This window comes from Flavobacterium sp. 123, from assembly GCF_003634825.1.
In the GTDB taxonomy this organism is placed as follows: domain Bacteria; phylum Bacteroidota; class Bacteroidia; order Flavobacteriales; family Flavobacteriaceae; genus Flavobacterium.
The window spans coordinates 1,649,632-1,671,558 of sequence record NZ_RBXD01000001.1; the positions used below are offsets into that span (position 1 = coordinate 1,649,632).

Genomic DNA, 21,927 nt, shown 5'->3' on the forward strand with positions numbered 1-21,927 from the left:
ACTTTCATTCTTATATATTTCCTTAATTTTGCCACCCGAGATCATTTGGTCGAATTGTTTGAAGAAAAAATATTCTAAAAAAGTGGGAAGCAAAAATAAATTAAAAAGGTTCAAAGAAAACGAAACATTCAATAACGTTTTTCAGCCAACAAGAGAAGAAGTAGTAGGTGATTTATTTCCACTTAAGGGAAAATGGAATTCGGAATTTTTCAAAAATGACAATCCATTAGTATTGGAATTAGGATGTGGAAAAGGTGAATATTCTGTAGGTCTTGCGGAAAGATATCCAAACAAAAATTTTATTGGGATTGATATAAAAGGAGCTCGTTTTTGGCGTGGTGCTAAAACTGCTGTTGAGACGGGATTGCATAACGTAGCTTTTATTCGAACTCAAATTGAGTTGATCAATCATATTTTTGCTGAAAATGAAGTGGACGAAATTTGGATTACTTTTCCAGATCCACAAATTAAATACAAACGTACGAAGCACCGAATGACCAATTCGGAATTTCTGAAATTATACAAAAAAATCCTCAAAAAAGAAGGTGTTGTCAATCTGAAAACGGACAGCGAATTCATGCACGGATACACACTAGGATTGCTTCACGGCGAAGGACATGAGGTTTTATATGCAAATCATAATGTGTATGTAAATGAAGGAAGCCCTGAGGAAGTAACTGCTTTTCAGACCTTTTATGAAAAACAATATTTGGAAATTAACAAAGCAATTACGTATATTCGATTTAAAATTAAAGATTAGTTTTACTTTTTTTCTTAGTATAGGTCCCCATAGTATATGAATTTAGTCACTTCCTTGTTTTTGGGTTTTTTTACCGCTTTTATCGGAATTATTCCTCCAGGATTAATCAATATGACAGCGGCAAAAGTGAATCTAAAAGAAGGTAAAAAAAGTGCCGTTTGGTTCGTTTTAGGAGCCGTAACAGTAATTTTTTTTCAAGCTTATTTGGCTATTTTGTTTGCGCAATTTATTGATGCTCGCCCAGAGATTGTTGTTTTATTACGCGAAGTTGGGTTTGGGATATTTACTATTTTGTCTATTTATTTTTTGTGGATTGCTAAAGCGCCAAAAATTAAAAAAGGGAAAATTAAAAAAAAGAGCAAAACAACTCGATTTTTTCTTGGAATGTTGCTGTCTGTACTTAATTTTTTCCCAATTCCATATTATGTTTTAGTGAGCATCACTTTAGCATCGTATAAATTATTTTCCTTTGATACCAGTTCTATTCTTGTTTTTGTGAGCGGAGTAGTATTGGGTTCCTTCTTAGTTTTTTATTGTTATATAATTTTTTTCAAAAAGATAGAAAACAAAACGGATTACCTGATGACCAATATGAATAAGATTATTGGCAGTATAACGGGATTGATCTCCATAATTACCTTATTTAATATTATAAAATATTATTTGAAATAGTTTTTTCTTCATAAAATAAACAGATGTCAAACGATAATTTTTTCGAAAGAGTTTATGCTATAGCAAGACAAATTCCTTACGGAAAAGTAACTTCCTATGGCGCTATTGCAAAAGCTCTAGGAACTGCTCGTTCAGCAAGAATGGTAGGCTGGGCAATGAATGCTTCTCATAACTTAGACGATGTTCCGGCACACCGAGTGGTTAACAGAAAAGGATTATTAACAGGAAAACTTCATTTTGATGGAACTAATCTTATGCAACAATTACTCGAAAACGAAGGAATTGAAGTAGTTGATAATCAAATTATAGATTTTGAAAAACATTTTTGGCAACCAGAATTTCCTCAATAAATCTGTCAAAACAGCTAATAAGCCCTGTTGATTTCTTCGTCAATAAATCCGATATAAATCCTTTAAAATAAGAACATAATCCGTTATCTTTGTAATCTAAAGTTAGTTTAAATAAACATAGTCTTTTTGAGCTTAACTAAAAATAAAAAGCACATATAGAATAATGAAATTAGATAGAAAAGAAATTCTTAAAGCTCTAGAAACAATTACTATAGCGGGAGAAGGAAAAAACATGGTTGAAAGCGGAGCGATAACAAACGTAATTACTTTTGGCGATGAGGTTGTGGTTGATTTACTATTGCATACACCAGCTATGCATATTAAAAAACGTGCAGAAGACGATATTAAAAAAACCATTCTTGAATTAGTTTCGCCAGAGGCTAAAATCAAAGTGAATATTAAAGTGGAAGCACCTGAGAAACCAGAAATCAAAGGGAAAGCGATTCCAGGAATAAAAAATATTATTGCAGTTGCTTCCGGAAAAGGAGGCGTAGGAAAATCTACGGTAACTGCAAATTTAGCAGTATCATTAGCTAAAATGGGATTTTCTGTTGGAGTTTTGGATGCTGATATCTACGGTCCATCTATGCCAATCATGTTTGATGTTGAAAGCGAAAAACCAATTTCAATAATGGTAGACGGAAAATCAAAAATGAAACCTATTGAAAGTTACGAAGTGAAAATTTTATCAATAGGATTTTTTACTTCACCAAGTCAAGCAGTTATTTGGCGTGGACCAATGGCTTCAAAAGCGTTAAACCAAATGATTTTTGATGCTGATTGGGGAGAACTAGACTTTATGTTAATCGATTTACCTCCAGGAACAGGTGATATTCACCTTTCTATCATGCAATCATTACCGGTAACGGGCGCTGTTGTAGTTAGTACGCCACAAGCAGTAGCTTTGGCGGATGCTAAAAAAGGAGTTGCAATGTTTATGTCAGAAGCTATAAATGTTCCTGTTTTAGGGATTATTGAAAACATGGCGTATTTCACACCAGAAGAGTTGCCTGAAAACAAATATTATATCTTTGGAAAAGAAGGTGCTAGAAATTTATCAGAGGATTTAGAGGTTCCTTTCCTTGGCGAAGTGCCAATAGTGCAATCTATTCGTGAAGCAGGGGATTATGGCCGTCCTGCAGCAATGCAAACAGGTTCAGTTATAGAAACTGTTTTTGAAGAAATTACACGAAATGTAGTTCAGGAAACAGTTAATAGAAACGAAAGTTTGCCTGCTACCGAAGCTATCAAAATTACAACCATGGCAGGTTGTTCAGCAGTAAAAAAATAAGAAATTAGAAAAGCCAAAAAGACAATTTTCTTTTGGCTCACTAATCTTTCAATCTTTAAATAAAGAAAATGACAACAGAAGAATTAACAAGCAATGTGTTAAGAGCACTCGATGAAATCAGACCATTTCTGAATTCAGATGGAGGCGATATCACACTCATTTCCATTGAGGATGATAAACACGTCAAAGTACGTCTTGAAGGCGCTTGCACCAGTTGCAGTGTAAATCAAATGACACTTAGAGCTGGAGTGGAAACTACTATCAAGAAATTTGCACCACAAATAGAAACTGTTGTAAATACCCTATAACGTATTTCGGTAGGGCGTGACCATTTTAATAAAAAAAGGCTTCTCAACATACTGGAGTGTCGCCTTTTTTCTTAAAATGGTCGGGCTGTCCACGCTACTTCGGTAGCCAGCTTCCATCCCTCACGCAAACACATAATAAATAACTAAAAGTCGAAGCCAATAGCAACACACTAAAAGCTCAAAACCAAAATTATGGATGTATTAATAAAAATTAAAGACAGAGAAGGAGTTGTTCACGAATTACAAGCTCCTACTGATATGGCAATGAATATCATGGAACTATGTAAAGCTTATGAGCTTCCTGTAGAAGGAACTTGTGGCGGAATGGCTATGTGTGCTTCTTGTCAATGTTACGTATTAAATGATGTGCCTTTGCCAGAAATGGGAGATGATGAAGAAGCAATGTTATCTGAAGCATTTTATGTAAAATCAAATAGCCGTTTAGGTTGCCAAATCCCAATCACCGAAGATCTAGAAGGATTAGAATTGGAGTTGGCTCCAGAAAATTAATAAAAAACGCGAGAAGTAGTTCTCGCGTTTTTTGTTTGTAATTGTTCCATTTTACTTTAGGCCAATTCCGCTTTCATAAGGATGCTTTCTTCAATAGCATCCCAAAGCCCAATACGTTTTTCTAATGCCAGAATTGAAACTTCTTCAACTTCTGCCCATTTTTGTTCGTTGTCGCCACAAAGTTCTGTTATCATTTTCATCGCCATTGGGCCGTGTTCGTCAGCGTCTAATTCGATATGTCTTTCAAAATAATAGATGAGTTTACTTAAATCAGTTTTCGGGAAATTTTCCTGAAAGTTTTTAAGAATTTCGGTAAACATATTTGGGATTAAATCTTCTCTACCAAAAGTAAATGCGGCAGCAATTTTATGTACTTTACCTTCTTCAATTACTTTGAAAGTAAAATCTAAGAAGTTTTTTATGTTAGGATGTAAATCGCTTTTTTTGATAGCAACAAATATGTTTTGTAAGGAATCTATCTCGGATAAAAAATGTTCGATTCCTGATGTATTTGCGCCACAAGATTCCATTGCCTCAATGTACATTTCATAATGACTTTGATGTCTGCCGTCCATTGTTAAGTCACTTTCTTCAGCTAAAACAATTTCATTAATTAAATATCTTGTTTCTGGATTTTTAGTAGCAAACCATGGAGTAGTAGTGCAAGTTAATTTAGATTGTAAAGCTTTTAATAAGGACATAAAATCCCAAACAGCATAGACATGGTTTTCTAGGAAACGATGTAAGTCGTCTACAGTTTGTACTTTTTTATATAAAGGATGCTGCAACAACATTTGTTTTTGGCTTTCAATACTGTTGTTTATCTTCTGGATAGTCATAGAATATAATTTGATGTAAATATAAAAAAGCTCCTTGTTTCCAAGAAGCTTTTACTATCGATTTTATAAATACTTTAATAGTTGTTTATTTTACTTGAAAGCGGAAATTCCTGTTACATCCATACCAGTAATCAGTAAATGAATGTCGTGTGTCCCTTCATAAGTAATCACAGATTCTAAATTCATCATATGGCGCATAATAGAGTATTCTCCTGTAATTCCCATTCCTCCTAACATTTGTCGAGCTTCTCGAGCAATATGAATTGCCATATCCACATTATTTCTTTTTGCCATTGAGATTTGTGCTGTCGTAGCTCTTCCTTCGTTTCTCAAAACTCCTAATCTCCAAGTTAATAATTGGGCTTTGGTGATTTCGGTAATCATTTCGGCTAGTTTTTTCTGTTGCAATTGCGTTCCGGCAATTGGTTTGTCAAATTGGATTCTTTCTTTGGCATAGCGTAATGCTGTATCGTAACAATCCATTGCAGCACCAATAGCGCCCCAAGCAATTCCATATCGTGCTGAATCCAAGCAACCAAGAGGTGCACCTAATCCAGATTTGTTTGGTAATAAATTTTCTTTTGGAACTTTCACATTGTCAAAAATCAATTCTCCTGTTGAAGAAGCGCGAAGCGACCATTTGTTATGGGTTTCTGGAGTAGAAAAACCATCCATTCCACGTTCTACAATTAAACCGTGAATTCTACCTTCTTCGTTTTTTGCCCAAACAATGGCAATGTCAGCAAACGGAGCATTTGAAATCCACATTTTGGCGCCATTTAATAGGTAATGGTCTCCCATATCTTTATAATTGGTAATCATACTGCCTGGATCAGAGCCGTAATTAGGTTCTGTTAAACCAAAACATCCCATCAATTCACCAGTGGCTAATTTTGGTAAATATTTAAGGCGTTGTTCTTCGCTTCCGTATTTCCAAATGGGATACATTACTAATGATGATTGTACTGATGAAGTGGAACGAACACCAGAATCGCCACGTTCTATTTCTTGCATAATTAATCCATATGAAATTTGGTCTAAACCAGCTCCTCCATATTCTTCCGGTATGTAAGGACCAAAACCGCCAATTTCTCCCAATCCTTTAATAATTTGTTTTGGGAATTCCGCTTTTTGAGCATATTCTTCTATAATTGGTGACACTTCGCGTTTTACCCAAGCGCGAGCAGAATCACGAACTAATTTGTGTTCTTCGGTCAATAAATCATCAAGGTTGTAGTAATCTGGAGCTTGAAATAAATCTGGTTTCATATTTTATGAATTTTATTGCGACAAATTTAAACAAAGAAATATAACAAAACTATTAACAAATGTTATATTTTTAAAAAAAAATATTAAAAATGATTCAATAGTAGTGTAAACGATTGCTAAATCTAATACTATTTTTGATGTTATGTGATCTGTTTTTCGAAAAAACTAGAAAGAGATATTTTTTTGGAGGAATTAAAAAATGGAAACTTTAAAAATCAAGTTACATTTTCAAATAAAAATCTTTTGTCAATTCGATGTATTCTGGAGTGTATTGATGGCGAGCTGTTTCAATAACGAGTTCGTCTGTAATGAAATCAGGAGTTTTATTTCGGCTAAAAGCCAAAAGACTGCGTTTGATTTCGGTTGTTGGAGTTCCTTTTACGCGGGTGATTTTAGTAGGGAATAATTCAAATTCTTTAGCAAGAGCTATAAATTTTTCTTCTTCTTTAAAAGGAATTATCACAGAGAAGATACCATTTTCTGAAAGTAATAAATCGGCAGCTTCAACCAAATCTTCAAAAGGCATTGCGTCTTGAAAACGCGCCAAATCGCGTTGTTCGTTATTCGATTTGTAATCTTCTTGATAAAATGGGGGATTGGAAACAATTAAATCATATTCATCTTCTGGTTCTTCTACAAATTCGTCCAGGCCTGCATGAAAACAAAACATACGATCGTTCCAAGGAGCATTTTCAAAATTATCTGTCGCTTGTTCGTAGGCTTCTTCGTCTATTTCTAAAGCATCAATTTGTTCTGCATGACTTCTTTGAGCAAGCATTAAGGCAATAATTCCTGTTCCTGTTCCAATGTCTAAAATGCGGAAAGGATTATTTTCTATTGGAGTCCAAGCACCTAATAAAACGCCATCTGTGCCAATTTTCATGGCGCATCTGTCTTGTTCTATGGAAAATTGTTTGAATTGGAATTTGGACATAACGATTTCAGATTTTTGAGGAACTGAACACTAAAAACTGTCTCTCGATTGTGCTCGAGATGACAACTGAACACTTTTTTAAAGGTACATTTCAATCAGTCCTTCTGGTAAATCCATAATGACTTTTTTGTTTTCACGGTCTATCTTTACTAAGAAATGATCAATCATTGGAATAAGGATTTCAACATCGTCTTTTAAGACTTCAAAAAGAGGTTGTGCGGTAGAATCATTAATAGATTGAATTGTTCCGACAATACCAAGACGTTTGTCTTCAACTTCAAAACCAATTACCTCGTGAAAATAAAATTTGTTACCAGTAAGTTTTGGCAACATTTTTAGAGGAAGGTATAAGTCGTTGCCAATTAGCGCATCAGCTTCTTCTTCATTATTTACATCTTCAAAACGAATTCTAAGAAAATCATTTTTGTGTAAAGAACTGTTTTCAATAAAAAAAGGAACCAAGTGTTTGTTGCATTCAACAAACACTGATTCCAAGTTTTCGTATAACTCAGGTTCATCCGTATCTAAATAGGCAAGAACTTCCCCTTTGAAACTAAATTTTTTAGCGATTTTACCTAAATAGAAACAATCTTCTTTACGCATTTTCGCTAATCAAATTATGCTTCAGTTGTTTCGTTATTTTCTTCTTCTGCAGCAGGAGTTTCTTCAGCTGAAGCCTCAACTTCTTCTGAAACTTCTTCTTCTACAGCTGGAGTTGCAGCAGCAATAGCATCAGCTTCAGCTTGTGCAGCAGCAGCTAAACGTTTTGCATTAACTTCTTGTTCTGCTTTGAAAGCTTTAGCTTTTACATCAGCTTGCGCTTTTGTTAAACCTTGTTTTTTAGCATCAACTTTTCCAGCTTTAGCTTCTAACCAAGCAGCTAATTTTGCGTCAGCTTGTTCTTGAGTTAAAGCTCCTTTACGAATACCTCCATCAAGGTGGTGTTTCAATAAAGCTCCTTTGTAAGAAAGAATTGCTTTAGCAGTATCAGTTGGTTGTGCACCATTGTGTAACCATTTAACTGCGCTATCAAGGTTTAATTCGATAGTTGCTGGGTTAGTGTTTGGATTGTAAGTACCGATTTTCTCTAAGTATTTACCATCTCTTTTTGAGCGTGCATCTGCAGCTACAACCCAGTAAAAAGGTTTTTGTTTTTTACCGTGTCTTTGTAATCTAATTTTTACTGACATAATCTTATGATTAAATTTTGAGGTACTCGACCTCCGTTAATTAAGGGTGCAAAGATACATTTTTTATTAATAAAAACTAATTCAATTTGTATTTTAATGATTGATACGGTTTTAGGTCGTAATTTACACTTTGATTTCAGTTTATTTGAGCAAATTGATATATTTTTGTGTAGGTATAACACTCCTTTTTTATGAAAAAAATATTTCAATATTTAGTAGTAGCATCTTTGTTTATCTCTTGTCAGGAAGATGTTAAATTTAATACGCCAGCTTTACAAGGCATGAAGGATGATGTTATATGGAGAGCTATTAACGCTAAAGCAACTCTCGATGCGAATGGTGGCTTGGCTATTATAGGCAACACAAGTAATGAAAAGTTGACTTTGAAGACTAACGCAACGATTCCTCAAACTTATTTTTTGGGAACAAGTGATTCCAAAAAAGTAATTTTTGAAAAGGTAGATAATGGTGAAACTATTACTTTTTCAACAGGCTTTGGTATTGGCGATGGCCAAATTATAATTACAGAATACGATATGATTAATAATACGGTATCAGGAACTTTCAAATTTAATGCCGAAAACAGCTATAATAATCCTATGGCAGGTCCTGTTTTAAGATTTCAACAAGGTGTTTTTTATAAAGTACCAGTAACTTCATCGGCTTTAATAAATTAGTATAATTTTTTTAAGCTACAATTGTAACAGTTCAGGCAGTTTAGCCTATTTTTTTAGTTTCCAAATAAAAATAAAAACTATAAATAACCTTATTTATAGTTGATTAGAATAAAATAAGACTACATTTGTTCTATTATTTAAATAAGTACATATGAATATTTTTGTTGGAAGCCTTCCATTCAGTATTGAGGAAGCAGATTTAAGAGAGTCTTTCGAGGCATACGGAGCAGTTGATTCAGTTAAAATCATTACTGATAAATTTACAGGAAGAAGTAAAGGTTTTGGTTTTGTTGAAATGCCAAATGACGAGGAAGCTCAAAAAGCAATTGATGAATTGAACGGAGCTACTGTTCAAGGTCGTGCAATTGTAGTAAACAAATCTGAGCCAAAACCAGAAGGCGAAAGAAGAAGTTTTAACAACAACCGTGGTGGAGATTCACGCGGAGGTTATGGTGGAAACAGCCGTGGTGGAGATAACCGTGGTGGTGGAAACAGAGGAGGATATTAATATTTTTTTCAAACTATAAAAAAAGGTGTCAATGTAAATTGACACCTTTTTTGTTTTCTCTTTCTCCGCCCTCTTCAAAGGAGAGGGAACCGAAAGCGAATTTTATTTCTTATAGATTAGCAACTAACCAATCTCCAACTTCACTAGTAGAATATGCTTTTGCTCCTTTTGAAGCTAAATCTTCAGTAACAATTCCTTGTTCTAATGATTTGTTTACTACAGCTCTAATTGCTTCAGCTTCTTCTTTTAATCCAAAAGCATCTTCAAACATCATTGCCGCTGATAATACAGTTGCTAATGGGTTTGCAATATTTAATCCAGTTGCTTGTGGGTATGAACCGTGGATTGGCTCATATAATGAAGTGTGTTCTCCAACAGATGCTGATGGCATTAATCCCATAGAACCTGAAATTACAGATGCTTCATCCGTTAAGATATCTCCAAATAAGTTTTCTGTAATTAATACATCATAAGAGTTTGGCCATTGTACCAAACGCATTGCAACTGCATCTACAAATTCGTAGCTAACTTCAACTTCTGGATATTCTTTTTCCATAGCTTGTACGGTTTCTCTCCACAAACGAGATGTTTCTAGTACATTAGCTTTGTCCACACAACATAATCTTTTGCTACGTGTCATTGCTAATTCAAAACCTTTTTTTGCTAAACGTTGTACTTCTGCTCTAGTGTAAACACAGTTGTCAAAAGCAGTTTCTCCGTTGTCTTTTCTTCCTTTTTCACCAAAATAAATTCCTCCAGTCAATTCTCTCAAGAAAATTAAATCAGTTCCTTCGATACGTTCTCTTTTTAAAGGAGAATTGTCAATCAAAGAAGGGAAAGTAAATGTTGGACGAACATTAGCAAATAAGCCTAATTTTTTACGCATTAATAACAAACCTTGCTCTGGTCTTACAGTTGCTTTTGGGTCGTTATCGTATTTTGGATGTCCAATTGCTCCAAACAAAACAGCGTCAGCAGCCATACAAATTTCGTGTGTTTCATCAGGATAAGGAACACCTACTGCATCAATAGCACAAGCTCCAGTAAGTGCTGGTGTCCAATTGATTTCGTGATTAAACTTTTTTGCAATAGCATCAGAAACTTTTACTGCTTCGTTAACTACTTCAGGTCCAATTCCGTCTCCGGCTAAAAGGGCGATATTAAATTTCATTACGTATGGTTTATATTAGTATTTTTATTTTTAGTTTGTTATGACGTTTAGCATTTTTTGAGTAGCTACTATAGCAGCAACAGTTTGATCAGAATCTAATCCTCTTGTTTTAAATTCCTTTCCGTCACTTGTCCAAGTGATGATAGTTTCGCACAAGGCATCTGAACTACTTCCAGGAGGAATCCTAACCGCATAGTCAATCAGTTTTGGCAAAGTCATTTTTTTGCTTTTGTATATTTTTCCCAAAGCATTCATGAAAGCGTCAAATTGTCCATCACCCTGAGCGTTTTCTTCAATGATTTCACCATCTATTTTCAAGCAAAGTGTGGTGGAAGGACGCATTCCTTTGGCGTGAACCAATACGTAAGATTCGACAACAATTTTTTCTTCGTAGGTTTGGCTATCCAAAACATCAGAGATAATATAAGGTAAATCTTCTTTGGTAACCGTTTCTTTTTTGTCACCTAATTCAATAATTCTTTGGGTAACTAATTTTAAATCTTCTTGATTTAATTTTAGACCTAATTCCTGAAGATTTTTTTCGATGTTTGCTTTTCCAGATGTTTTTCCTAAAGCATATTTTCGTTTTCTTCCGAAACGTTCTGGAAGTAAATCGTTAAAATATAAGTTATTCTTGTTGTCGCCATCAGCGTGAATTCCTGCTGTTTGAGTAAAAACATTATCGCCAACTATAGGTTTATTTGCAGGGATTCTATAACCTGTAAAGGTTTCTACTAATTTACTCACGGAGTATAAAGAAGATTCTTTTACGTTGATTTTTATTTGAGGTAAAAAGTCATTTATTACAGCTACTGTGCTTTCTAGAGGAGCATTTCCAGCTCGCTCGCCCATTCCGTTTACGGTAACATGCAATCCGTGAATGCCTGCTTTTACAGCTTCTAATACATTTGCAACACTTAAATCATAATCATTATGTGCGTGAAAGTCAAAATGTGTATTAGGGTATCTAGCGGTGATTTTTGAAATGAATTCAAAAGTTTCGGATGGAATTAATACCCCTAAAGTATCAGGAAGTAAAACTCTTTTGATAGGCTGTTGCGTTAAAAAATCTAAATATTGGAACACATATTCAGGGGAATTGCGCATTCCATTACTCCAGTCTTCTAAGTAAACATTAGTTTCAATATTATTTTCTTGAGCTAATGCAATCGCTTGAGCAATTTCGTTGAAATGTTGTTCAGGCGTCTTCTTTAATTGGTGTGTCAAATGATTCAGAGATCCTTTGGTCAATAAATTTTGCACTTTTGCGCCAGATTTTTTCATCCAATCTATTGAAAGTCCACCATCAACAAAGGTTAGAACTTCTATTTTAGAAGTGTATCCTTTTTCTTTGGCCCAAGTCATAATTCCTTTAACACCTTCAAATTCGCCTTCGCTTACACGCGCTGAGGCAATCTCAATACGGTCAACATGTAATTCTTCGAGCAATAATTGTGCAATGGTTAATTTTTCTGCAGCAGAAAATGATACTCCCGATGTTTGTTCTCCATCGCGAAGTGTCGTGTCCATTATTTCAATTTTTCTTTTTCCCATTATAAATTTGATGCTAAAACATTTTGATTTCAATAATTTGAAATTCAGGTATTTTATTAAAACGGTAAAAGCAGTTACCCAGCTTAATAATACTATTGAGCTTGTGGTAACTGCATTTTTATTGTTTGTTTTTAGTAAGGAAGTTTGTTGGCAAACTCAACAATTTCTTCTTTCATGCTTTGTAAATAATCAATATCATCAAAACCATTTACCATATTGTTCTTTTTGTATCCATTGATAGCAAAAGATTCTTTTTGCCCAGTAGCTAGCAATGTGATAGTTTGTTCTGGTAAATTGATTTCCAATTCTGTTTTTGGATCAGCTTCGATAGCTTTGAAAATAGTATCAGCGAATTCTGGACTAACTTGTACAGGTAAAACACCAATATTTAAGCAGTTTCCTTTGAAGATATCAGCAAAGAAACTAGAAACAACTGCACGGAATCCGTAATCGTAAACAGCCCAAGCCGCATGTTCTCTTGAAGAACCAGAACCGAAGTTTTTACCTCCTACTAATATTTTTCCACTATAAGTTGCATCATTCAATACGAAATCTGCTTTTGGAGAATCGTCTCCATTGTATCTCCAATCTCTGAAAAGGTTGTCTCCAAAACCTTCACGTTTTGTAGCCTTTAAGAAACGAGCTGGAATGATTTGATCGGTATCCACATTTTCTATCGGTAGTGGCACCGCACTACTCGTAAGGATATTAAATTTATCGTATGCCATTGTAATTTTAGATTTTAGATTAACGATTGCTGATTTAAATAGTGAACGTTAATATTTTTTGTAAAATGTATATTTCTAACTTATTGTCGGTTCGAGCGCAGTCGACAACTATTGAGCGTCTCGACTGCGCTCGACGTGACAAAAACGTTTATTTTAAAACAAATCTCTAGGATCAGTTAATTTTCCAGTAACCGCTGCTGCTGCTGCCATAATTGGTGAAGCTAACAAAGTTCTTGAACCGGGACCTTGACGACCTTCGAAGTTTCTGTTTGATGTACTTACTGCATATTTTCCAGCAGGAACTTTGTCATCATTCATTGCTAAACAAGCGGAACATCCTGGCTGACGCAATACAAAACCAGCTTCAGTTAAAATGTCTAAAATTCCTTCTTCTTTGATTTGTGCTTCAACAACGTGTGAACCAGGAACTAACCAAGCAGTAACATTGTCTGCTTTTTTACGTCCTTTTACAATTTCTGCAAAAGCTCTAAAATCTTCAATACGTCCATTAGTACAACTTCCTAAGAAAACGTAGTCGATTTGTTTACCAATCATTACGTCATCTTCATTGAAGCCCATGTAAGCTAATGATTTTTTATACGTTTCCTCACCACCTTCTACTTGATCAGCGGTTGGGATATGTTTAGAGATACCAATTCCCATTCCAGGATTTGTACCATAAGTAATCATTGGTTCAATATCTGAAGCATTGATGTTTAATTCCGCATCAAATACTGCGTCAGCATCTGTTTTTAAGGTTTTCCAATAGGCTACAGCTGTATCCCAAGCTTCGCCTTTTGGAGCATGTAATCTTCCTTCTAAGAAATCAAAAGTAGTTTGGTCAGGAGCAATCATACCTCCACGAGCACCCATTTCGATACTTAAGTTACATACAGTCATACGTCCTTCCATTGTCATGTTTTCGAAAACATCACCAGCATATTCAACAAAATATCCTGTGCCTCCAGAAGTAGTCAATTGAGCAATAATGTAAAGCGCAACGTCTTTTGGACCCACACCTTTACTTAATTGTCCATTTACATTGATACGCATTTTCTTTGGTTTTGGTTGCATGATGCATTGTGTTGACAATACCATTTCAACCTCAGAAGTTCCGATACCAAAAGCAATAGCACCAAAAGCACCATGCGTAGAAGTATGTGAATCTCCACAAACAATAGTTGCACCAGGTAAAGTAATTCCGTTTTCAGGACCTACTACGTGTACAATTCCATTTTTTTGGTGGCCTAATCCCCAGTGAGAAATACCGTATTCTGCTGCGTTATCTTCTAATGCTTTTAATTGATTAGCAGACAAAGCGTCAGCAACAGGTAAGTGTTGGTTTATAGTTGGTGTGTTGTGATCGGCAGTTGCAAAAGTGCGTTCTGGGTATAAAACCGAGATACCTCTTGTTTTTAAACCTAAAAAAGCAACGGGACTTGTAACTTCATGGATGAAATGACGGTCAATAAAAAACACGTCTGGTCCATCTTCAATATTACGTACTACATGTGAATCCCATACTTTGTCAAATAATGTCTTACTCATTTTAATTTTTTTTAAGTGTATTTCTTTTTTTACAACCATAGCATTCCTATAATCATAACAATGGCTACAAATTTAGGAAAAGAAATAAAAGTGTCAATTTTATTATTTACATATATACGATACCCAAATGAGTTTTGTTGCTGCGTGCTCGTTGTCTTGCGGATAAATGCTTTTAAAAATTGACTTTTGCTTTTGCTTTTAAACGTCTTTTTCTTGTCTTTTATTCTGCCATATTTGTTTTTCAATAATTTGTAAAAATATTTATGTTTTGATAAACATAATTGGTTTTGTCTCTTGAAAAAACAACAAAAACAACAAAAACAATAATTATTAATAAAATCCACAAGATCTATTTATCTATAATTTGAGAGATAATCGGGTTTTTTCGGGTCTTTAAATGGGCTTTTTTCAAGACATTTTTCATGATATTTTTGAGGTTAAATAATTACGACAACCAAAAAATTAATAAAAAACAAATTATCATTATTTTACGGATAGTTTTTGCGTACTAAAATGAATAATTTTTTGTAGAAAATAAAAGTAAATTTATAAATATGTTTATATTTGTAAATTTTTTTTTCAAGGAAAAAATATTAAAAAACCACAATCACATCATTGAATGTGATTAAATAAATACATTACTTTTCTAATATTTATGAAAAGATTTGATTAGTATATATCCCTCAATCTACTACGTCATTCTAAAACTTCGGTAAATCTTATTAAAAAGAGTAGGCTTTTGTATGCTTATTCCAGATTTTATCGAGTTTTAGTAGCATTTAAATTAAACTAATTTTACTAAATTAATTATGAAAAAAAACTTTACTTTTATTTTATTGGGGTTGCTTTGTATGTTCTCATTAAATATTAGAGCTGCTTTATCTAAAGGCGATCTTGCGGTAATTGGAATGAATAGTGACGTAGATGCCGGAACAACTATACGTAGTTTTGCGGTAGTTGCTTTAAATACAATTGCGGCTAACGAAACAATCTATATCACGGACAGAGGCTGGATTAATGGTTCTCCTGGAAATTTTACAGTCAATACGACCTTAGATGGAACTATCCAATGGACACCATCGTCGGTCATAACAGCGGGCACGGTAATCATATTCAAACTGAATATGGCTTCTTCAGCAAGTAAAACGATATCTGCAACTAAAGGAGATGGTTCGGCAATTCCGGGTGCGGATCTGTCGATTTCAGGCTGGACCAATTCTATTGTTACATCGCTACCTTGGAATAACGCCAGTGGAGATCAATTATTGATCTATCAGGGAACAGAAAGTAATCCATCTTTCATCTATGCTTTTAATAATATCAGAACTACTGGAACAAACAATAGCTCAGGTGGATGGTTTGTTAATCCTAGCAGCGTAACTGGCAGCCCAAATACGGCAACTACCAGTATTCTTTACAGCGAGTTGCCTTCGCAGCTTGCGAACTCTATCTATGCTGTGGGTATTGTAACGAATAGTGCTGATACTCGTTATCCAAACGTAAGCTATGTGCCAAATATATCAAGCGGAACACAGGCGAATTGGTTGGCCAATATTACTGATACAGGTAACTGGGCAAACAATTCAGCTGGTAACCCCTTTAACTTCGCGTTAGGCTTTGGTAGTAGTAACTTAACTGAATTTAGTATAACGAGTGGAGTGCAGGCGCCAACCGTAACCAGTGTAGCGGTTCCTGCTAACACCACCTATGGAATAGGACAAGCCCTGTCTTTTACCGTAAATTTTTCGGGCAATGTGACGGTAACAGGTACTCCTCAATTAAACAATACAGTAGGTTCTGCGAGCAAATCAGCTAATTATGTTAGTGGTTCAGGTACTTCTGCATTAACATTTAGTTATACGGTTGCAAGTGGCGATCTGGATGCGGATGGCATTTCCATCGGTACTTTAGGTTTAAACGGAGGCACAATTAAGGATGCGTCAGATAATAATGCTACCCTAACCTTAAACAGTGTTGCCTCAACAGCCAACGTGCTAGTGGATGGTGTTGCTCCTACGGTGGTGATCAGCAGCAGTGCAGGTGCTACTGGCGGATCAACAAGCACTTCACCAATTCCATTTACAGTTACTTTTTCGGAGACCGTAACCGGTTTTGTAGCAGGTGATATTACACCAGGAAATGCCACCATCAGTGGATTTTCAGGAAGTGGAACAACTTATACTTTTAATGCCACGCCAACAGCAAATGGTGCGGTGACTATTAGCATTGCAGCTAACGTAGCAATGGATGCAGCAGGCAATGGAAATACAGCAGCCAGTCAGTTTTCTATTACCTATGGACAGGCCGTCGCCGCACCAACGGTAACGGCTTTGAGCCCAACCAGTGGCCCGACCAGTGGAGGCACTAGCGTGACCATTACCGGTACCGACTTCAGCGGGACTACGGCAGTGACCTTTGGCGCTACGGCAGCTACAGGCTTCACTGTTAACTCGGCAACACAGATCACGGCGATCGCACCTGCAGGAACAGGTACCGTTGATGTCCGGATCACTACAACAGGAGGTACTAGTGCGACCAGTGCCAGTGACCAGTTTACCTATGTCGCGGCACCAACGGTAACGGCTTTGAGCCCAACCAGTGGCCCGACCAGTGGAGGCACTAGCGTGACCATTACCGGCACCAACTTCAGCGGGACTACGGCGGTGACCTTTGGCGCTACGGTGGCTACAGGCTTCACCGTTAACTCGGCAACACAGATTACGGCGACGGTACCGGCAGGAACAGGCACCGTTGATGTCCGCATCACTACAACAGGGGGCACCAGTGCGACCAGTGCCAGTGACCAGTTTACCTATGTCGCGGCACCAACGGTAACGGCTTTGAGCCCAACCAGTGGCCCGACCAGTGGAGGTACTAGCGTGACCATTACCGGCACCAACTTCAGCGGGACTACGGCGGTGACCTTTGGCGCTACGGTGGCTACAGGCTTCACCGTTAACTCGGCAACACAGATTACGGCGACGGTACCGGCAGGAACAGGCACCGTTGATGTCCGCATCACTACAACAGGGGGCACCAGTGCGACCAGTGCCAGTGACCAGTTTACCTATGTCGCGGCACCAACGGTAACGGCTTTGAGCCCAACCAGTGGCCCGACCATTGGAGGTACTAGCGTGACCATTACCGGCACCAACTTCAGCGGGACTACGGCGGTGACCTTTGGCGCTACGGCGGCTACAGGCTTTACCGTTAACTCGGCAACACAGATTACGGCGACGGTACCGGCAGGAACAGGCACCGTTGATGTCCGCATCACTACAACAGGGGGCACCAGTGCGACCAGTGTCAACGACCAGTTTACCTACACTCAGGCATCTCAAATTACCGCTTCAGCCGTGACTTTTCCATCAGCATTAAGCACAACTTATGGAACTGAATCAACATCAACTAGTGTAACCGTATCGGGTACAGGATTAACTGCTGGTATTACGGCCACGCCTTCATCCACAGCTAATTTTGAAGTAAGTGCTGATGGCACAAATTTTGGTACTTCTGCAATTATCGGTACTTCGGGTACGGTATCAGGTACGGTTTATGTAAGGTTAACAGCAACCGCAGCTGCTAATACAAATATTACAGGAAATATAACATTAACCAGTACTGGCACTAACAGTCCAGTTATCACCATACCGACCAGTGCTGTTGCGCAAAGAGTCATTACGGTAACTGCGGCAGCGAAAAGCAAAACCTACGGCGATGCTGATCCTGCACTGACTTACACTTTTGCTCCTTCACTGGTAACAGGTGACAGTTTCAGCGGAAGTTTGACCAGATTACCTGGAGAAAACGTAGGTACGTATGCAATCAACCAAGGGACACTAGCTTTGAGCAGCAATTATACCTTAACTTATGTTGGTGCTGATTTAACGATCGGTGCAAAAACGATTACGGTAACTGCGGCAGCGAAAAGCAAAACTTACGGCGATGCTGATCCTGCACTGACTTACACTTTTGCTCCTTCACTGGTAACAGGTGACAGTTTCAGCGGAAGTTTGACCAGATCACCTGGAGAAAACGTAGGTACGTATGCAATCAACCAAGGGACACTAGCTTTGAGCAGCAATTATACCTTAACTTATGTTGGTGCTGATTTAACGATCGGTGCAAAAACGATTACGGTAACTGCGGCAGCGAAAAGCAAAACTTACGGCGATGCTGATCCTGCACTGACTTACACTTTTGCTCCTTCACTGGTAACAGGTGACAGTTTCAGCGGAAGTTTGACCAGATCACCTGGAGAAAACGTAGGTACGTATGCAATCAACCAAGGGACACTAGCTTTGAGCAGCAATTATACCTTAACTTATGTTGGTGCTGATTTAACGATCGGTGCAAAAACGATTACGGTAACTGCGGCAGCGAAAAGCAAAACCTACGGCGATGCTGATCCTGCACTGACTTACACTTTTGCTCCTTCACTGGTAACAGGTGACAGTTTCAGCGGAAGTTTGACCAGATTACCTGGAGAAAACGTAGGTACGTATGCAATCAACCAAGGGACACTAGCTTTGAGCAGCAATTATACCTTAACTTATGTTGGTGCTGATTTAACGATCGGTGCAAAAACGATTACGGTAACTGCGGCAGCGAAAAGCAAAACTTACGGCGATGCTGATCCTGCACTGACTTACACTTTTGCTCCTTCACTGGTAACAGGTGACAGTTTCAGCGGAAGTTTGACCAGATCACCTGGAGAAAACGTAGGTACGTATGCAATCAACCAAGGGACACTAGCTTTGAGCAGCAATTATACCTTAACTTATGTTGGTGCTGATTTAACGATCGGTGCAAAAACGATTACGGTAACTGCGGCAGCGAAAAGCAAAACTTACGGCGATGCTGATCCTGCACTGACTTACACTTTTGCTCCTTCACTGGTAACAGGTGACAGTTTCAGCGGAAGTTTGACCAGATCACCTGGAGAAAACGTAGGTACGTATGCAATCAACCAAGGGACACTAGCTTTGAGCAGCAATTATACCTTAACTTATGTTGGTGCTGATTTAACGATCGGTGCAAAAACGATTACGGTAACTGCGGCAGCGAAAAGCAAAACCTACGGCGATGCTGATCCTGCACTGACTTACACTTTTGCTCCTTCACTGGTAACAGGTGACAGTTTCAGCGGAAGTTTGACCAGATCACCTGGAGAAAACGTAGGTACGTATGCAATCAACCAAGGGACACTAGCTTTGAGCAGCAATTATACTTTAACCTACATCGGTGCTGATTTAACGATCGATACAAAAACAATTACGGTAACCGCGGCAGCGAAAAGCAAAACCTACGGCGATGCTGATCCTGCACTGACTTACACTTTTGCTCCTTCACTGGTAACAGGTGACAGTTTCAGCGGAAGTTTGACCAGATCACCTGGAGAAAACGTAGGTACGTATGCAATCAACCAAGGGACACTAGCTTTGAGCAGCAATTATACCTTAACTTATGTTGGTGCTGATTTAACGATCGGTGCAAAAACGATTACGGTAACTGCGGCAGCGAAAAGCAAAACTTACGGCGATGCTGATCCTGCACTGACTTACACTTTTGCTCCTTCACTGGTAATAGGTGACAGTTTCAGCGGAAGTTTGACCAGATTACCTGGAGAAAACGTAGGTACGTATGCAATCAACCAAGGGACACTAGCTTTGAGCAGCAATTATACCTTAACTTATGTTGGTGCTGATTTAACGATCGGTGCAAAAACGATTACGGTAACTGCGGCAGCGAAAAGCAAAACCTACGGCGATGCTGATCCTGCACTGACTTACACTTTTGCTCCTTCACTGGTAACAGGTGACAGTTTCAGCGGAAGTTTGACCAGATCACCTGGAGAAAACGTAGGTACGTATGCAATCAACCAAGGAAGTTTGAGCGCAGGATCTAATTATGCCATTACATATATTGCGGAAACCTTTACTATTATTAAAGCAAATCAGTTAATTACTTGGGATCAAACTTTAGGATTAGGATGTGATGGAGAGACTACAGTTGTTTTAAATGCAACTTCTAATAGTGGTTTGCCCGTAAGTTATACCTCTTCTAATACTGCTATTTCAATAATTTCGGATGGCACATTGGTTTTCCAGAATTATGGTTCTGCTACTATTACAGCCTCGCAAGCAGGGGATAATAATTATAATGCTGCTTCAGTAGTAGTCTTACCAGTTATCAATAGTCAACCCAATTTAATTAGAAAACAGTTTGAAGATATTATCTTCTTTGATAATAGTTCTAAGACTTTTACATCTTACAGTTGGTATAAAAATGGAGTTTTGGTTTCAGGCCAAACGGCTCAATATTTTAAAGAAAATGGGGCTTTAAATGGAACCTATTATGCAGTTGCAACAAAATTAGACGGAACTTTGATTCATACTTGTCCGTTAACTTTGGCGCCAACAGTTGAAGAAGAATATATAAAAATTGTTCCTAATCCAGCAAAACCAAATACAAGTTACGAACTAGTCACAAATGTGTCTTCATTAAGTTTACAAAATGCAAGTGTAGAAGTATACACTGTAAGTGGATTATTGATTGAGAATAAAACAATTAGTGAAAACAAGATAGTTTTAAAAGCACCAATGATTGAAGGCATTTATATTGTTAAAATGACTTTAGCAAATGGTAAATATTTCACAAAAAATGTTCTAGTTAAAAACTAAATAATTTAAGAGTATGAAATTTAATATAAAAAAGATAATAGGGATTACAGTTTGTCTAATTTCTCAAGCAATGGTTGCCCAGTTTTATGTTGGGGTGCAATCAGGAATCGGGAATATTCAAAGTAATGTTAAAGAAACAATAGTAGGTAATAGACTTGGTGGTGCATTAAAATTCGGTTATATTTATTCTTTAACCAATCATATTGGAGTAGGGACAGGCTTGGAATTTTCACAGTACAAACAAGAAGTTTCTTTGAATAATTTTTCTGGAACTCTAACAAATTATGAAGTAGATCTTTCAACTTCTGCATTTGCTTATAATGTTACCACGAGTAACTATAAAGAAACACAAACACTTCATGCGCTTCAAATTCCGCTTTTTGTTGAGTATAAAAAGAATATTAATAAAGGAATTGATTTTAATTTTAGAGCAGGAGCCAAATACTTTTTGCCAATAAATTATAAAATAAACGGAACTGCAAGTCGTGTAAATGGAACTGCTTATTATCCCGATGTGAATTTGAATATTATCGATTTGCCAGAATATGGTTTTGGATGGCAGAGTAATTATTCTGCTTCGGGAGAATATAGCACTAAGGGTAGTGTGATGAGTATGTTTGAATTAGGTTTTACATTTGATATGGGTATGAAAAATTCATTATATACAGCAATGTTCCTTGAAAATGGTTATGGCTCTATTCTTGATCAGGATACAGATAAATCGTATATTGGCTATAATCCAACTTCTGTTACAGATAGAAAAGCGAACGGATTGTATAGCATACATAAGGATGCAAAAATTCGACCTGTCGCATTTGGTGTCACTTTAGGATGGAATTTTAAGTAAAAATATTTTTTAAATTGTTTTAAAAGGTCTTGATTAATTATCAAGACCTTTTTTGTTGATAACTTCCCTTTTCATTGGCTTAAAAAAA

At 37.0% G+C, this 21,927-nt stretch carries 19 protein-coding genes; 10 read left to right on the forward strand and 9 right to left on the reverse strand.

Annotated features, from left to right (window positions below; genetic code table 11):
- The first annotated feature begins 82 nt into the window (after positions 1-82).
- The 6 genes from trmB to C8C88_RS07230 all read left to right on the forward strand — a co-directional run bounded on the left by trmB (position 83) and on the right by C8C88_RS07230 (position 3,891).
- Positions 83-760, forward strand: coding sequence for a tRNA (guanosine(46)-N7)-methyltransferase TrmB (gene trmB, locus C8C88_RS07205; protein WP_121338602.1), 678 nt, complete (start codon positions 83-85; stop codon positions 758-760).
- Between the two features lie 36 nt (positions 761-796).
- Positions 797-1,432, forward strand: a complete 636-nt coding sequence (locus C8C88_RS07210; RefSeq protein ID WP_121337461.1) for a LysE family transporter — start codon at positions 797-799, stop codon at positions 1,430-1,432.
- Between the two features lie 23 nt (positions 1,433-1,455).
- Complete coding sequence (locus C8C88_RS07215; protein WP_121337462.1) at positions 1,456-1,782, forward strand: MGMT family protein; 327 nt, start codon at positions 1,456-1,458, stop codon at positions 1,780-1,782.
- 163 nt (positions 1,783-1,945) lie between these two features.
- A complete protein-coding gene (locus tag C8C88_RS07220; RefSeq protein ID WP_199711398.1) occupies positions 1,946-3,073 on the forward strand; it encodes an Mrp/NBP35 family ATP-binding protein in 1,128 nt (375 codons plus the stop codon).
- A gap of 68 nt (positions 3,074-3,141) precedes the next feature.
- Positions 3,142-3,381, forward strand: coding sequence for a NifU family protein (locus C8C88_RS07225; protein WP_121337464.1), 240 nt, complete (start codon positions 3,142-3,144; stop codon positions 3,379-3,381).
- Positions 3,382-3,573: 192 nt separating this feature from the next.
- Entirely contained in the window at positions 3,574-3,891 is a 318-nt protein-coding gene (locus C8C88_RS07230; RefSeq protein WP_121337465.1) for a 2Fe-2S iron-sulfur cluster-binding protein, read from the forward strand.
- Between the two features lie 56 nt (positions 3,892-3,947).
- On the opposite strand, the gene C8C88_RS07235 is transcribed toward C8C88_RS07230, so the two are convergent.
- The 5 genes from C8C88_RS07235 to C8C88_RS07255 form a co-directional block, all read right to left on the reverse strand.
- Complete coding sequence (locus tag C8C88_RS07235; protein ID WP_121337466.1) at positions 3,948-4,730, reverse strand: DUF3050 domain-containing protein; 783 nt, start codon at positions 4,728-4,730, stop codon at positions 3,948-3,950.
- A gap of 90 nt (positions 4,731-4,820) precedes the next feature.
- A complete protein-coding gene (locus tag C8C88_RS07240) occupies positions 4,821-5,999 on the reverse strand; it encodes an acyl-CoA dehydrogenase family protein (protein ID WP_121337467.1) in 1,179 nt (392 codons plus the stop codon).
- A 220-nt stretch (positions 6,000-6,219) separates the two neighbouring features.
- A complete protein-coding gene (locus tag C8C88_RS07245; RefSeq protein ID WP_121337468.1) occupies positions 6,220-6,933 on the reverse strand; it encodes a tRNA1(Val) (adenine(37)-N6)-methyltransferase in 714 nt (237 codons plus the stop codon).
- 78 nt (positions 6,934-7,011) lie between these two features.
- A complete protein-coding gene (gene rimM, locus C8C88_RS07250) occupies positions 7,012-7,536 on the reverse strand; it encodes a ribosome maturation factor RimM (protein ID WP_121337469.1) in 525 nt (174 codons plus the stop codon).
- Positions 7,537-7,550: 14 nt separating this feature from the next.
- Positions 7,551-8,123, reverse strand: a complete 573-nt coding sequence (locus C8C88_RS07255) for a 30S ribosomal protein S16 (protein WP_121337470.1) — start codon at positions 8,121-8,123, stop codon at positions 7,551-7,553.
- 191 nt (positions 8,124-8,314) lie between these two features.
- On the opposite strand from C8C88_RS07255, the gene C8C88_RS07260 reads away from it, so the two are divergent.
- Both C8C88_RS07260 and C8C88_RS07265 read left to right on the forward strand, forming a co-directional pair.
- A complete protein-coding gene (locus C8C88_RS07260) occupies positions 8,315-8,800 on the forward strand; it encodes a DUF6252 family protein (RefSeq protein ID WP_121337471.1) in 486 nt (161 codons plus the stop codon).
- Positions 8,801-8,951: 151 nt separating this feature from the next.
- Positions 8,952-9,308 (forward strand): RNA-binding protein, encoded by a 357-nt coding sequence (locus C8C88_RS07265; protein ID WP_121337472.1) that lies wholly within the window; start codon positions 8,952-8,954, stop codon positions 9,306-9,308.
- Positions 9,309-9,417: 109 nt separating this feature from the next.
- Here C8C88_RS07265 and leuB read toward each other — a convergent pair whose 3' ends face one another.
- The 4 genes from leuB to leuC all read right to left on the reverse strand — a co-directional run bounded on the left by leuB (position 9,418) and on the right by leuC (position 14,309).
- A complete protein-coding gene (gene leuB, locus C8C88_RS07270; protein WP_121337473.1) occupies positions 9,418-10,479 on the reverse strand; it encodes a 3-isopropylmalate dehydrogenase in 1,062 nt (353 codons plus the stop codon).
- A 30-nt stretch (positions 10,480-10,509) separates the two neighbouring features.
- The gene (locus C8C88_RS07275) at positions 10,510-12,033 is read right to left on the reverse strand and encodes an alpha-isopropylmalate synthase regulatory domain-containing protein (RefSeq protein WP_121337474.1); all 1,524 of its coding nucleotides are present in this window, start codon (positions 12,031-12,033) and stop codon (positions 10,510-10,512) included.
- A gap of 131 nt (positions 12,034-12,164) precedes the next feature.
- Positions 12,165-12,761 carry a 3-isopropylmalate dehydratase small subunit gene (gene leuD / locus C8C88_RS07280; RefSeq protein WP_121337475.1) on the reverse strand — a complete coding sequence of 199 codons (597 nt, stop codon included), beginning with the start codon at positions 12,759-12,761 and terminating at the stop codon, positions 12,165-12,167.
- 153 nt (positions 12,762-12,914) lie between these two features.
- Positions 12,915-14,309 (reverse strand): 3-isopropylmalate dehydratase large subunit, encoded by a 1,395-nt coding sequence (leuC, locus tag C8C88_RS07285; RefSeq protein ID WP_121338603.1) that lies wholly within the window; start codon positions 14,307-14,309, stop codon positions 12,915-12,917.
- Between the two features lie 809 nt (positions 14,310-15,118).
- Here leuC and C8C88_RS12890 point away from each other — a divergent pair.
- Together C8C88_RS12890 and C8C88_RS07300 are read left to right on the forward strand one after the other, a co-directional pair.
- Complete coding sequence (locus C8C88_RS12890) at positions 15,119-20,992, forward strand: MBG domain-containing protein (RefSeq protein WP_158588986.1); 5,874 nt, start codon at positions 15,119-15,121, stop codon at positions 20,990-20,992.
- Positions 20,993-21,005: 13 nt separating this feature from the next.
- Complete coding sequence (locus C8C88_RS07300; protein ID WP_121337477.1) at positions 21,006-21,839, forward strand: outer membrane beta-barrel protein; 834 nt, start codon at positions 21,006-21,008, stop codon at positions 21,837-21,839.
- Positions 21,840-21,927 lie beyond the last annotated feature (88 nt).